Raw genomic sequence first — 13,839 nt, forward strand, 5'->3', positions numbered from 1 at the left:
ATTGCTGCGCATAGGCTCGTTGAAAGCGGTTTGCGACTTCTTGCACTTAACTTTGCCAATGGTATTACGCGAGGCGGTAGATTTTTGTCAGGTGCAAGAGCACAGGAAGAAAGAAAATTTTAATGAGGTTTTTTCAGATTTGTAGGATAAATCATCGCTACTCAACTCTCACAGCTAACGCCGTGTAATTATCATTATTTGCTTGTTGATATTGCTTAGGGACATTTTTTAATAATTGTTGCTCTAATTGCAGCAGCCATTTTTCTATTGGAATATCCGCCTGAAGATAAATCAGCATTTCTTCTTCCGAGAGATATTCCCAAAAGCCATCACTACACAGCAGAAAAACATCACCTATTTTAAACTTCTCCGCTTTAGCGATATTCATCCGAAAAACTTTGCCGCCCAGCGATTGCAACAAGTTATTGCGCTCTGGATATGAATGAATCTGTTTTGCATTGATTTGCCCTGTGTTTACCAGTAATTGAGCCATAGTGTGATCACTCGTCAGGCATTTACATTGGCCATTACGAAAGCGATATAGTCGCGAATCACCAATATGCCCCCATATTGCCCTGCGATTATCCATCATTAAAAGCACAGCCGTGCTAGCCATGTTTTCGCCGCCAGGAATAATTTGTTGTTTGTTTAAAATACGTAGGTCTGATTGGTTTAATAAATAGCGGATATTACCCGTTGTAATTTCGGAATGAGCTGAATACTCCTCGCTGACTGTTTTGATAACAATTCCGGCTGCCATTTCACCGAAATGATGGCCTCCCAAACCATCGGCAACAACCCAGTAACCAGAATCCTGATTAACTGTTTGCCACGCCAGACGATCTTCATTAGTTTCTCGTCCGCCTGTTTGACATAAGGAGGCGGTAGTAAAAGTTGGTGCTTTAAAATAACGGATTAACTTGCTTAAACGATTTAACATTGCTATATCTTGCCAGTTAGAGCCTGATGTTGATGCCGAGCATCAAGCAGGTAGTTGAGAAAAAGGTTGTTATGTTTAATTGGGTTGATAACTAAAGATTCGCACTCACTCGCTATTGCACTGATATTTTCGAAGGAAGCAACGTTTTCTACCAGAACAGTACTATGCCGTTCTGCTGTAACCTCTTACAGGTAGTTGTTACGACCATAAATTTATTTATTTCATCCTCGATGATTAAACGAATAACGAAGTGCTAATACGCTTCGTTATTGCCATTGTGTTTTGGCGCTCAGGATCACTTCTGAGTTTTGATAAGAGGCCCGGATCCAACAGAAATCCGGAACATTGACTAACATCAAGGCATAAACTTCATAATTTGGATAAGGTTTATGGGACATGAAGGCACCGGTGTCTAAGAACAGATGTGAAAGCGCCTGGCGTAGACGGATTACAATAGTGTGCCAACAAAAAGTCATTGAAAGGCCATCCTGGATTCGAGTGCTATTGCGATCTAATTTATCCATCAGTATACGTCCCCAAGAAAAGCGATTCGTCACCCCAATTAATATAAAGCCCTTAAAATCATGAGGCGCAACCCGCGAAACGAAAGGTGGCTTGTTCTACGGCACTATTAGAAAATGCATTGGGATATTTCAGGACGATAGCTTCGAAAGAATAATCTTTTAACCCCATTTCGCTGAGATTAGTAAAGCCGGAAGTATCTCGGGGTTTACTAACAATTCCGTAATTTTTAATAGAACGCCAAGTATAAGTGGCTTGTGTTCTTTTACCATTTTTAAGTCTGAGAATTTTTTCGTAACTGTAGGTGGCTTTTAATGATTCGATTTCTACTTCACGAAGCGACGCATAACCGGGATATTTTTTTACCAATAAATCAATGGACTTACGGTTAATGCATTTAACAAGATCAGGCCTGTCTTTCTTTAAGGCATTAATTGAAAAACGTTCACACTCGATTTCTGATTTCAGATTATCGATACTGATTTCATAAATCCGCTCGCAAATAGCTTCGGCGAAAGCTAAGTCACCTTGGTTTCTGGTTTGAAGTTCAAGATTTTTGCATTCAGCGATAGTTTTTAATGCGCCGATTTTATTTGTTTTTTCTTGATTCATAGTGATCACCGTTAGTTTTTAGTTAAGACGTTTTTTTATAAAAATTCCGGAGTTATGGCTTTGATTTGACCTGAATAACCTACAATTCTCATAAACCGGATACTTGATAAGTCTTTTTCGCTTTGTGCATTTCAAAAAGATAGCGATTCAAAAAAACGTATTATCGATTAAGGTTACGACAGAACATGTCGAATAGAAATTCAGCAATGATTTAGTCATTGGCACTACTATCCGTCTATAAACTGGTGGAAAAAATTTATGAGTGAGTCGAAATTAATTCGACATAATTTGTTGTTAAGCGTTTTTATAATAATGACCCCGTTAGTACGGCTATCTTACGGATTGAGCTGGCATCTGATCGCACTGGAAGCACTTGGAAGTAGCACTTCTCCGAACTGAAAGACCATCAATTTATAGCAACAGGTTTAGGCAGTGATTGGGGCGCAGCGATTATCAATGACCAGCCATAGGGTTTTAGTTTTTTACTCCCCAAGACCTGCCATTCGCTTAGATCAGTAATGCTAAGGGTTATCCGCAACGCTGGACTGGAAGTTCCTGTAATTGGGAAAAAATCCAGACCTTAACCCAGACAAAGCCTAAACAAAAAAATACTATCAAGGAAGTGATATTCAGAGAACAAACCAGAGTAAGATTTAACCGTCGAGGCGACAACTACATTGATAATTACCGGAGGCGCGTTGATGGAAACCATCAATATTTTGCGTGATGACGCTGACGCTCTTTACTTTTTTTTGCCAAGCGCTACGACATGATGGGCATTGGGTTGTAACGCTTGAATATGCGGGCGCAGCTCCGAATACCATTGCCAAACCTTCGCAGGATGCGCATCAAAACCACGTTGACTGGCATATAGTTTGGGATCGAAATCGCCCCATATCTTATTCGCACCTTCCCGAAAAGTGAGTATGCCACTTTCTTGGGATATCCCCGCCCCGGTGAAAAACACCAACCGTTGCGCGTCCCTCAATCGTCTAATTAGATCGTTATCAAAATGCATACTAAATCTCCTTTATTGATTAAACACCGATAAAACGGTTTTCCGTCCGATTTGTAAGTCTTGTTGCTAGTGTAATTCTGAATTACGACAAAACACGTCGTGTGGGTTCCAGCGATTGTCTGATGGATGAAAATCTGTTTGGATGTTATAGATATTATAAAGATTCAGAACGACAAATTGCGACGACACAATGACTGAGCCAGTAACAGATATCTCGATTTATCAACGACATGATTTGGCGCTTGGCAATCTTATACTAACGCTCATCGATCGATCAATCAGTGAGGAAATCAGCATGGCTGTCAGCAGAAAAACCCAGAAAATCCCTAGCTTTGTGCGCAGAGTCCACACTACCCGCTATCAACCTCGCGCTCAACACGATCCGTATAAACCGTTAGCGGCGATTTATGTTTTACGATTGGCTCTGGGCTTGAAGAAGCATATGTCCCTTCAAACGCTTGGCGAGCTGTTTGAAAACAGCCTGGGCGATTTGACCGGATTATTGGATGTTCAAGTACCAGGTGTCAACTATCCGGAACCAGACGAATTTCCGGATAATGATGCGCTAACCGAGCTATCGTTCAAGGTTAACAAGGCTGATTTATTCAAACATATGCGTGATCGGCTTAAACAATTGATAACGGAAGGCATGTGCGTGAATAGGCCGTTATTCAACAACTTGAAACAAATCGCCGATCAATTCAGTCTCAGTGCGACCGAACAGGAAGTGCTGGCTGTCAGGTTGCTGATGAACCTGTATCCTTGTTTTAGGTCGTTTATCAATGAACATTGCTATCACTGCACCGATACTTCCTTGCAGGACTACCTGCGCATCCTGACCACACGGCCTATCGCAGATATCGAAAAATGCCTGGCCCCCAATGGCACGCTGCGAAAACTGGGCTGGCTGGAAGTCATGTCTCAGACGTTCGCACTGCAAGACAAACTTAGATTACCGCCGACCTTGCTGGATATTTTGTTGTTGGAAAACGAAACGAGTGAAACTGTCCTCAACCAATTTTTCAGACTTAGCAAACCCGGCACCTTGCAACTGAGCGACTATGCACATCTGCAAAACGATCTGGATATCATCCTGCCGTATTTACAAGCTGCTTTGGAAACTCGGCAAACAGGTATCAATCTGTTGATTCAAGGTTGCGCAGACCATGGCAAAATCGAACTGGTTAAGCTATTGGCGCAAAGCTTGGGCGCGACGTTGTTTGAGGTTCGCCGGTCGGCCAATGAAGGTATTGATTTTGTCGATCATGATCGGTTTGCAGCTTGCAAACTCACTCAACATTGGCTGTCCAAGCAATCCAAGCCCAGTCTGATTCTATTTGATCAGGGCGAAGATGTTTTTCCTGGTCGTCCGTCATCGCAATCATTTATGGATGAAGACGATGATAATACAAACAGAATAGACAAAGCCTGGCTTGATCAGCAATTGGAGAACAACCCGGTACCGGTAATCTGGATCGTCAACAAAGCCAGAAACATTGATCCGGTCTATTTGCGCCGCTTCGATTATTCGCTGAAAATCGATAAAGCACCGATTACCTTGCGTAGTCAGCAGATTAATCAAGCCACCCAAGATCTTAATATCAGCACCGAATGGCGCGAACAATTGGCTAAACACCCCGACTTTAGTTTGGGACAAATCGCCAAAGCCGCTGCCGTCGCCAGTCTTAGTCAAAAAAGATCGCAAGCCAGCGCCGAGGTGATTATGCACCAAGTGTTAAACGCCAGCCATCGCCTGCTCAAGAAAACACCCGGACTCAGCCCGAGTGCTGGCTCGACCGGCTATGATTTGATGTTTACCAATACCAATATCAAACTCCCGGAATTACTGGCGGGCTTACACCGTACACCTCGCGGCAATTTTTGTTTTTACGGCGCGTCCGGTACCGGAAAAACGGCTTTCGCCAGTCATTTGGCCGAACAATTAGGGTTGCCGATGCTCATCAAACGCGCCTCGGATATTATGGATAAATATGTCGGACAAAGTGAACGTAATATTGCCCGCATGTTTGATCAGGCGCGAAGGCAGGGTGCGATTTTGTTACTGGACGAAGCCGACAGTCTGCTCGGCGACCGTCGAAATGCCCGGCAAAACTGGGAAGTGAGCCAAGTGAACGAAATGCTCACTCAAATGGAGCGCTTCAATGGCATTTTTATCTGCACCACCAACCTGATGGACAGGCTAGATAGCGCATCGCTGCGCCGTTTCGACTTTAAAGTGAAGTTTGATTACCTGCATGCAGAGCAACGCTGGGCGTTGTTTCAACAAGAAAGCCAACGCCTGGGCGCAGAATTGCCGAAAGATAGCGAAGCGCTACAGGGTCTGAAACAACAAATCCAACGCCTGACCAAATTGACCCCAGGCGACTTTGCCGTACTGAACCGCCAAGCGACTTTACTGGGTACGCCACTGGCATTAGACAGCATGATCTCCGTACTGGAACAAGAGTGTCTGGCCAAGGGCGAAACCTTTTCTCAGATCGGTTTTGTCTATTGACAGTAGTTCACTACATGTTGATTGCCAAGAATTAGCAACCCGTCGCATTACACACGAATCCTTACCATCGGCCTATGCTGGTTCTACTGCCCCGTGGAGTGCAGGCAATGGAAATTTGATGCGTTTGGCGCCAAGTCCTTTATTTTACTATTTCAGTTTCGACAGGCTGAAGACTTTGCCATTGAAAGTTACAGAACAACCCATGGCGCACCAGAATGCCTTGATGCCTGTCGGCTCTTCTGTCGCCAACTGCTTAGTGCCTTGGCGGGCGAGGACAAACACGAAATTCTGTTTGTCGATACTGCTTTTATCGGACAAGCCAAACTTATGGCTATTGTTAACGGTAATTATCGACATAAAACCCAAGGTGCTATTCAAGGCACAGCTTATGTCATTGATAGTCTGGAAGCGCTTTATGGAGTTTCTAATCCACCGACAACTTTGCCGACGCCATCCTCAAATCTGTGAATCTGGATAATGATGCCAGCACTATAGTTGCTATTTGCGTACAAATCACCAGTGCTTAGTATGGCTATTCAGCCTACCTCATGCCTGGAAAGTACGTATAGCCATGTGTGTGAAGAACTATACAAAAACATGTTTACTTGTCCCAGCCGCAAAGATAGCAAAAATCATCGTAATTTTTTGAATTATCCTTCAGCGCTTGACCTAATGGCATTAAGAGTAAATCAATTTCTCTTTTAGATAGATTTTCATTTGCCAAGCTATCAATATGAGTTAGAAAAATTTTGTAGCAATCAACCGAATATTGTCCCGTACCAGTTTGTTTCCACTTTCCCTTTCCATCAAATAGTAATCCTTTACACTTGTTTTTTTCTTCAGAATTGAAGCCTTGATGGCATATTGCCCATACCGATCTTATAGCGTGCTGGTCATAGATAGGGTTACTTGAATCTTTCAGATGCCGAGCAAATGCAAAGAAAACAACATCTGTTTTAGTTGATTTAGATTGATCATTTGTAAATTGCTCTGCAAATTTTTTATATGACTTCCACTTGCCAAGCTTCCATAGTAAAGCTTCAGCCAGATTACTTGGTTTATCCGTACTATCATCCTTAAATTCGTCTGTATTTAATAATTTAGGGAATTTATCATGATCATACACATACTTTTTGTGAATTTTATTTAAAGCTTCGATTGCCCCTGAAATAATATAGCTCGTAACCTCATCATTTTCGACAGATTTTTGGATACTTTTCACTAATTCTTTAAGCTTATCTTTCTGATCCATGAACAATTCCCTTTATTTTAATACCATCATTCAATTTGGTCGCATAGCCTTCCGCAATAAGAATAGGCGCAACGTAAGATGCTATAGCTCTTTTATCAATATTATGGAAAATCCATTCCCCTAAGCTCTCTGGCGGACGAGTTGTTCTTGAAGTACCTACCGGAATAGTTTTTTCTGAAAATTCAATGAGTAAATTTTTATATTGCCAAGCCTCTACTTTGCATTTAGAGTGGGTTGTTCCAAAAATAATTGTTGTTCCTTCGGCTACACTTCCACCGTATTCAAATTGACTTTTACCTGTCCAAGTTTTTAGTGTTGTCATATGATAATATCCTATTTTTTATATTTATTTAATTAATAAGTAATCTACATTTAAATTTATTTTTGAGTTAATTCATTGTAACTATTCAGCCCCTCTCTTTGAAAAAGAGGTGGTAGAGAAATTAGAGGAGATTTTATTAGATAAATCCCACCACTCCCCAATTTTCAAAGGGGGGGAGTGGTGAATAACTACAATTCATTATAAAACATTTTTGTATTTTACATAGGGTGTATCAACCAGCTTCATATCCTTAATAGATTTGTATTTTAATCGAGATCAAAGCATTCTTTTAGGGGAAATCCATCACGTTCCGATAATCTTTTCCCACACTTGGATATCAAAGTATTCTGTTTTCATCGATTGTTGATAAAAACGCATCAAGGACTTATTGCGCGATTGTGATCTGTCAACAATTCTTTAAATGTCATAACTTTTTATCTGGAAAATAGCCAATACTATCTTTTAAAATGAGAAATTCTTGCTTCAAGCAGACCAACTTTCTTACATACCTATCTCTAGCCTTCTTGCCTCGGAACGTGATCTGCATGTGTTGCCAGTTATTGTCATCGGAAAACTGTTTTTCATCTTCCCAGATGAATTCTGAATTTTTTTTAATTTCTTCGATCCACAAGATTTTGCTGAGCTCGGAGTTGATGTCGATTGATAGTCTCACCGCGTGAGTGCTCGATTGATTGATCAATTCGATTGGCTGGGGATTACAGGCCATTAAAAAATAATGGATCGGGTGCATTCCTTCCAATGTTGCAAAGTCAATGAGGATTTTTTCGTAGGATTTGGAAAATTCCGTTTTGAAGGCTTCTTTCTCGTTTGCCGATGTAAACATCACCACGCGCACCGGTCCGGCTTCCGCTATCGGTTTGTGACCCATGGCCAGGATGCAAAGCTCAAGGTAATCGTATCCACCTGCGTAAGTGATCACAATGCTGAGTCCGCGCTCCGGGTCGTGATAACAAGGCGTGTCATAGAAAAACATACGCTCCGCTCTGGTTAATTCATACGCTAATCCTAAAAACGCAAATCGGCGGCATTCTTCGGTTTGGGCAATGGGAATAAAGGCTTCAATGTTCATGATCAATCTCTTTGGCTGTTAAATTGGACTTGACTGGTTGGAATGTGAGCGCGGTTATTTATCGGACCGGTATGTGTGCCTAATGCTCACCCCAAGCGACATCATTCCGTCGATAGGACGCAGAAACCCAGCGGGAGGCCTGAACATCGAACAAGGTCAGGCCATAATTTCCATCCGCTTCGGGATCAGATTCCAGGGACACAAAAGCGCCGGTATCTACACAGACATGGGATAACACCTGGCGTGGCCGGGTTGAACAGGTATGTCCGCAAAATGTTGGCGAAAGGCCGGGTTGAATTTTGGCCTTATCCAGTGCGCAGGACTCGCTCAACATTAGAGTGCGGCTCCAAAGCAGCCTGTCTTCAACGTCGGGAGGGATGGTTTGTTCCGCTAACCAGCGGTCAATATCGCTATCCACCCAGGCAGCTGGTTGTGATGTTCGATAATCAGGCCTGACCAGTTCGGCGTGGATGATATGAAAGCGGTTTTCTCCAGCGCCCACTATCCACATGAGCGGCATTTTTGGAATCATGGTTAGTGCGCGGTTAAATTCCGGGAGCATCGATTTTTTACCGGCATGGTAGTAACTTTTGACCCAGTCACCGCCATAGTCTAAAAAACCCGTGCCAGCGACATCTTTTAATCTATCCAGATTGCCGTTGAGCAAATACGGCAGGAAGAAGTTCAGCATCATGTTTTCGTGATTGCCTTGCACTGCATAGAACCAGGATTCCTCCAGTAATTGGAGGCAACGCAAGGAATCTGGCCCACGGTCGATCAAGTCACCGACTGAAAACAGGCGGTCTTGGCTTTTGTCAAAATGCACTGCGTCCAGCAAGCGTTCCAGCAGACTAAAACAGCCGTGTAAATCGCCTACTACATAATCTTTGCCCTGAAGATTTGCGGGGAGTTTTCGGATTGGCGCATTGTTGCTCATAATAGTACCTGTGGACTGTTGATTTGGGCGTTGGCGTGCCAATATGAATGCTTTGTCTGGTGCATTCATTGGCATGTTTTCTATTAATCGGGTTGTTTTAGTAAGTCGCTGTCCGATGGCATTATGATAGAGAACTATGGCGACATTTTACGTCGTCTTATACAGGCTATTATTGCGCAACATTTGCAGATGGAAAGCCATGCTGGCAAGGAAGCTGGGTTTTTGTTTCCTTGACGACAGAGAGTGTCGCTAATAGAATGCTGTTAATTTTGGTGATTGGAGATTAACAGATGAGCGCTCAAATGATTCGGTTGCTGCAAATACTTGCAATATTGCCTCGCTATCCAAGAAATATAACGACCAAAACTATCAAGGAAACCTTTGATAACCAGAAGATAGAGGTCACTTTACGCACGATTCAACGGCATATGGTGACCCTGGAAGCGGCTTTTCCTGACAAAATAGGCAGCCAAAAATGTAAGGATAAAACCGTCCGTTGGTTTTGGAAAAAAAATGCTCCCGTTCTAAATATTTCCAGCTTAACCATTAGTCAGGCGTTATCCTTGAAATTACTGGAAAAGTTTCTGACGCCGCTTTTCCCAAAGGTTACATTGGACGATTTAGAGCTTTTTTTCGATGAGGCCCAAAAAACGTTACATGATCTGGATGAAAATCCTTTGACCGGATGGCCCAAGAAAATTGCCATAGTCCAGCCTACGCAACCGTTGCTCATGCCTCAAGTCAGTCCGGAAGTACAAGGCATAGTCAGCGAAGCTTTATTGACCGATCATCAGTTATATATAAAATACCGACGTTCCGATGGCGTGGAGAACAGTTATCAGGTCAATCCACTGGGCTTGGTGCTACGTAATGGCAGCACCTATTTGATTGCCACCAAAGCCGAAACTGACGAACAACGCATTTTTGCCTTACATCGCATCCAGTTAGCTGAGCAGCTTGATATTCGAGCCGTGCGCCCTGCAGATTTTGATTTACAGCGTTTAATCGATGAAGGACATATGGGTTTCGATTTAACCGGTGGCGGCATGTATCAGCTCATCAAATTAAAAGCAATTTTTGACCGGATTACTTCCAATCATCTGTCTGAATCACGTTTGTCTGAAGATCAGCTCATTGAAAAATTGGACGATGGCCATTTCATGATTACCGCCACGGTTCAGGAAACCGAGCAATTATTTTGGTGGTTACAGAGTTTTGGAGCGCGCGTGGAAGTTATAGAGCCAGCAATATTGCGCCAAAAGATGGCTGGCTCAGTTAAAGTGCTGGCGGAAAAATATAGTATTGTTACGATTAGTTAATGTGAGTTGATTAAACCCATAAAGACGCGTTTTGTCGTTACCGATCGTTATGATGGTTTTTTTCTTTCATTACGGAGCCAACTATGAACAGCAGTACTTTTTTTGCTTATTTAACTCGCCTTCGTTGGATAAAACGCTGGGGGCTGATGCGTAATGCTTATCCGGAAAATGTCATGGAGCACAGTTGGGAAGTAGCAACCATTGCGCATGTTTTGGCTTTGATTAAAAACTGTTACTTCGGCGGTAACATTGACGCCAATGCAGTAGCAACGGCAGCGCTGTATCATGATGTGACTGAAGTGATTACCGGCGACTTGCCAACACCGATCAAATACCACTCCGCCGCCATACAGCAAGCTTATAAAACGATCGAACATCAAGCTGCCCAAGAATTGTTGAAGCTGTTGCCAGAGGAACTGCGTACTGATTTTCAACTGTTACTCTCGCATGATGCCGTGTCAACTGAGCGAGAAGAACTGATCAAAATGGCCGACAAAATCTCCGCTTATCTAAAATGTAAGGCGGAATTGAATGCCGGAAATCAGGAATTCAACACTGCTGCCGAGGAATTACTGCAAAAAATCCAACAATCAAACTTACCGGAAGTCGGTTATTTTATGAAAGTATTTGCACCCGCTTGCGGCTTGACGTTGGATAAATTAATGAAGCCGGACGAGGTTAACTTATGATTGACAAAATCAACCTCAGGCTCTTGCTGGCAAGTTCTACAGCAATGCTAAATTGTTTAACAAACTTAATCTCTTATTTTAAAGCACCAACTTTTGTGACTGCTTCCTTATGTGAAACAGGTGGACGCGAAACTAATGAAGATCGTCTGGCGTGGCAAACAGATAATCAGGGTTCTGGTTACTGGGTTGTTGCTGATGGTTTGGGAGGTCATCGCTTCGGTGAAATGGCAGCCGAAATTGTTATCAAAACAGTCAGCGAGGAGTATCCGGCTCACTCCGAAACTACAGCGGACAATATCCGTTATTTAATAAACCAGTCAGACCTGCGTATTTTAGATAAGCAACAAATTATTCCTGGCGGCGAAAATATGGCCAGTACGGCTGTGCTTTTAATGATGGATAATCGCAGGGCAATATGGGGGCATATTGGTGATTCGCGACTATACCGCTTTCGTAACGGTCAATGTAAATGCCTGACGAGCGACCACACTATGGCTCAATTACTGGTAAACACAGGGCAAATAAATGCCAAACAGATTCGTTCACATCCGGAGCGCAATAACTTGTTGCAATCGCTGGGCGGCAACATTTTTCGGATGAATATTGCCAAAGCGGAGAAGTTTAAAACAGGTGATGTTTTTCTGCTTTGCAGCGACGGTTTTTGGGAATACCTGTCGGAAGAAGAAATGGCCGCTTATCTACAGACAGATATCACATTGGAAAAATGGCTGTTGCAACTAGAGCAGCAATTATTAAAAAATGTCCTAAAGCAATATCAACAAGCAAATAATGATAATTACACGGCGTTGGCTGTGAGAGTTGAGTAGCGATGATTTATCCTATAAACCTGAAAAAACTTCGTTAAAAGGGCTAAGAAATTTTCATTCTTCCTGCGCTCTTGCACCTGACAAGAATCCACCGTCTGGCGTAATACCATTGGCAACTTGTATGCGTGTCTCGCCGTGGACGATAATTGAGCTTTTACTTCAAGTGTTCAACTTGGGGCAAGGAATTCATTTTTTTTCGCATCAACTCTCCTTGTAAATTGATCGGATGAACCACTCGGTCAATTCACGGGTATCACCCAGACCGCTAAGCCGGTGGTCGATAGCATCTTGATTGCCCCAGATTACCTCAGCCCAATCGCCATCTGCCACACGTGTTTCGATGTCCTTGCAGTAAAGCCCTTTGTCACGTTGGACGTAGAATCCATAGGTACGACAAGCTACCGGGCGGTGAGCATAAACCCGACAGGCTCCTGCCGACCGATCCAGCATCGGGCAGACAATAGGACGCGATGTCTGCTCAGTCAATGCCGCGATGTTCTGACCAATTTCCCGAAGTTGCTCCGAAGGCAGAGCCGACAGCCCTTCTTTTAGTAAATCCCATTCCGGCTCAGTGAGTAATGGTATTTCGGAAAGTCGGTGGCAACAACCGTCGCAACCCAAGCCGCATAGCCAATCGGAATGATCGTCTCGGATGGTCTTTACGCGAGTATCAATATCGGTATGAATTTCAGCGAGAGTGTTCATCTTGTTATCTGAAATTTCTTTGTTTTGAGTTTGTGGCATAAAAAGAAAAGCGTCTTAAGTGGGGTTTTGTCATTAACGAAGTAACCCCAGTGTTAAATACTCATTGTCCGGTAATTGTCGCCGAATAACTAATTTTACAATGACTAACAGCATGATTGTCGTACGTGTTATGGTTATTGGTCTCAATCCCTAGAGCAAATTCTGGAACTAATGTAAAGTGGTCATTAATTTTCGGTAAAGGATTTGTTGAGCAACAACATGCAACCAGAAACTGTTGATGATGAGGCAGTCGCCCTGTTAATGACAGTATTGGATCTCAATATCTATCAACGTAATCCAGTAACCGTACAGAGCATAGCATGGAAAAAATGAAAACAGCGCAGCAAGCGGTTTTCAGTAAGGTGCCAGAGGTGACGATAATTTTCTGGATCATAAAAATTCTTGCCACGACCCTTGGAGAAACCGGCGGAGACGCGGTATCCATGTCGATGAATCTTGGCTATCTGGTCGGCACTGTTCATTGTTGCGGTCATTGCTCAAATATCCGCGAAGAGGTTTCATCCTGTTATCTACTGGACCACCATTATTGCCACAACAACGGTTGGAACGACATTGGCTGACTTCGCCGACCGTTCGCTGGGTATCGGTTACGCGGGCGGAACGGCTATACTGTTTACCTTGCTTATTGTATCACTGTTCATTTGGTATCGTGCGATGGGTTCTGTCGCAGTGGATACCGTCAGTTCACCGAAGTCTGAGATGTTTTACTGGATAATAATCATGTTTTCTCAAACCTTAGGTACTGCCCTTGGTGATTGGACCGCAGATACAGCCGGTCTGGGTTACGGCGGTGGAGCTATGGTATTTGGCACTATGTTGGCAGTTATTGCTGTAGCCTATTTCCGAACCAAGATTTCCCATACGATACTCTTTTGGGCGGCATTTATCCTTACTCGACCGTTAGGAGCCATTTGCGCTGTAACCCTTTCCAGATTCACTGGCGAAAAAAGATCGGGTATTTCGTCTCAAAATATTTTTTTGGGCGACTCACAAACACGGTATCTGAAGATTTTCGGCGCTGGATATCGAAA

At 43.2% G+C, this 13,839-nt stretch carries 17 protein-coding genes; 8 read left to right on the forward strand and 9 right to left on the reverse strand.

Translation table 11 applies throughout. The annotated features are described in order from the left end of the window. Positions 1-123 carry a poly(ADP-ribose) glycohydrolase domain-containing protein gene (locus tag N7974_RS20800; protein WP_394813125.1) on the forward strand — a complete coding sequence of 41 codons (123 nt, stop codon included), beginning with the start codon at positions 1-3 and terminating at the stop codon, positions 121-123. Between the two features lie 34 nt (positions 124-157). Here N7974_RS20800 and N7974_RS16650 read toward each other — a convergent pair whose 3' ends face one another. The 4 genes from N7974_RS16650 to N7974_RS16665 form a co-directional block, all read right to left on the reverse strand. After that, entirely contained in the window at positions 158-940 is a 783-nt protein-coding gene (locus tag N7974_RS16650; RefSeq protein ID WP_262966708.1) for a PP2C family protein-serine/threonine phosphatase, read from the reverse strand. 266 nt (positions 941-1,206) lie between these two features. Continuing rightward, positions 1,207-1,464 carry a hypothetical protein gene (locus N7974_RS16655; RefSeq protein ID WP_262966709.1) on the reverse strand — a complete coding sequence of 86 codons (258 nt, stop codon included), beginning with the start codon at positions 1,462-1,464 and terminating at the stop codon, positions 1,207-1,209. A 58-nt stretch (positions 1,465-1,522) separates the two neighbouring features. Beyond that, positions 1,523-2,074, reverse strand: a complete 552-nt coding sequence (locus N7974_RS16660) for a hypothetical protein (RefSeq protein ID WP_262966710.1) — start codon at positions 2,072-2,074, stop codon at positions 1,523-1,525. A 742-nt stretch (positions 2,075-2,816) separates the two neighbouring features. Next, on the reverse strand, positions 2,817-3,092 hold the full coding sequence (locus N7974_RS16665) for a Sir2 family NAD-dependent protein deacetylase (protein WP_262966711.1): 276 nt from the start codon (positions 3,090-3,092) through the stop codon (positions 2,817-2,819). A gap of 190 nt (positions 3,093-3,282) precedes the next feature. On the opposite strand from N7974_RS16665, the gene N7974_RS16670 reads away from it, so the two are divergent. Both N7974_RS16670 and N7974_RS16675 read left to right on the forward strand, forming a co-directional pair. Continuing rightward, on the forward strand, positions 3,283-5,607 hold the full coding sequence (locus N7974_RS16670; protein ID WP_262966712.1) for an AAA family ATPase: 2,325 nt from the start codon (positions 3,283-3,285) through the stop codon (positions 5,605-5,607). A 93-nt stretch (positions 5,608-5,700) separates the two neighbouring features. Next, positions 5,701-6,075, forward strand: coding sequence for an ADP-ribosylglycohydrolase family protein (locus N7974_RS16675; protein ID WP_262966713.1), 375 nt, complete (start codon positions 5,701-5,703; stop codon positions 6,073-6,075). Between the two features lie 133 nt (positions 6,076-6,208). On the opposite strand, the gene N7974_RS16680 is transcribed toward N7974_RS16675, so the two are convergent. The 4 genes from N7974_RS16680 to N7974_RS16695 all read right to left on the reverse strand — a co-directional run bounded on the left by N7974_RS16680 (position 6,209) and on the right by N7974_RS16695 (position 9,277). Next, positions 6,209-6,859, reverse strand: coding sequence for a hypothetical protein (locus N7974_RS16680; protein ID WP_262966714.1), 651 nt, complete (start codon positions 6,857-6,859; stop codon positions 6,209-6,211). Continuing rightward, complete coding sequence (locus tag N7974_RS16685) at positions 6,843-7,181, reverse strand: hypothetical protein (RefSeq protein WP_262966715.1); 339 nt, start codon at positions 7,179-7,181, stop codon at positions 6,843-6,845. The genes N7974_RS16680 and N7974_RS16685 overlap by 17 nt, the downstream gene beginning before the upstream one ends. Before the next feature lie 424 nt (positions 7,182-7,605). Beyond that, the gene (locus N7974_RS16690; RefSeq protein WP_262966716.1) at positions 7,606-8,271 is read right to left on the reverse strand and encodes a hypothetical protein; all 666 of its coding nucleotides are present in this window, start codon (positions 8,269-8,271) and stop codon (positions 7,606-7,608) included. Between the two features lie 79 nt (positions 8,272-8,350). Continuing rightward, positions 8,351-9,277: a metallophosphoesterase gene (locus N7974_RS16695; RefSeq protein WP_262966717.1), complete on the reverse strand. Its 927-nt coding sequence runs from the start codon at positions 9,275-9,277 to the stop codon at positions 8,351-8,353. Between the two features lie 221 nt (positions 9,278-9,498). Between N7974_RS16695 and N7974_RS16700 the strand changes: the two genes are divergently transcribed. From N7974_RS16700 to N7974_RS16710, 3 genes are all read left to right on the forward strand, one after another. After that, the gene (locus N7974_RS16700; protein ID WP_262966718.1) at positions 9,499-10,527 is read left to right on the forward strand and encodes a helix-turn-helix transcriptional regulator; all 1,029 of its coding nucleotides are present in this window, start codon (positions 9,499-9,501) and stop codon (positions 10,525-10,527) included. Positions 10,528-10,610: 83 nt separating this feature from the next. Then, entirely contained in the window at positions 10,611-11,216 is a 606-nt protein-coding gene (gene yfbR, locus N7974_RS16705; RefSeq protein WP_262966719.1) for a 5'-deoxynucleotidase, read from the forward strand. Continuing rightward, the gene (locus tag N7974_RS16710) at positions 11,213-12,043 is read left to right on the forward strand and encodes a PP2C family protein-serine/threonine phosphatase (RefSeq protein ID WP_262966720.1); all 831 of its coding nucleotides are present in this window, start codon (positions 11,213-11,215) and stop codon (positions 12,041-12,043) included. The genes yfbR and N7974_RS16710 overlap by 4 nt, the downstream gene beginning before the upstream one ends. A 201-nt stretch (positions 12,044-12,244) precedes the next feature. On the opposite strand, the gene N7974_RS16715 is transcribed toward N7974_RS16710, so the two are convergent. Further along, positions 12,245-12,748: a YkgJ family cysteine cluster protein gene (locus tag N7974_RS16715; protein ID WP_262966721.1), complete on the reverse strand. Its 504-nt coding sequence runs from the start codon at positions 12,746-12,748 to the stop codon at positions 12,245-12,247. A 359-nt stretch (positions 12,749-13,107) separates the two neighbouring features. On the opposite strand from N7974_RS16715, the gene N7974_RS16720 reads away from it, so the two are divergent. Continuing rightward, positions 13,108-13,368: a COG4705 family protein gene (locus tag N7974_RS16720; protein WP_262966722.1), complete on the forward strand. Its 261-nt coding sequence runs from the start codon at positions 13,108-13,110 to the stop codon at positions 13,366-13,368. Continuing rightward, on the forward strand, positions 13,361-13,839 hold a 479-nt coding region (locus tag N7974_RS16725), incomplete at its 3' end, for a hypothetical protein (protein WP_449566814.1). The genes N7974_RS16720 and N7974_RS16725, both read left to right, overlap by 8 nt.

The sequence above is a fragment of the Methylobacter psychrophilus genome, from assembly GCF_025583945.1.
Taxonomy (GTDB): Bacteria; Pseudomonadota; Gammaproteobacteria; order Methylococcales; family Methylomonadaceae; genus Methylobacter_C; species Methylobacter_C psychrophilus.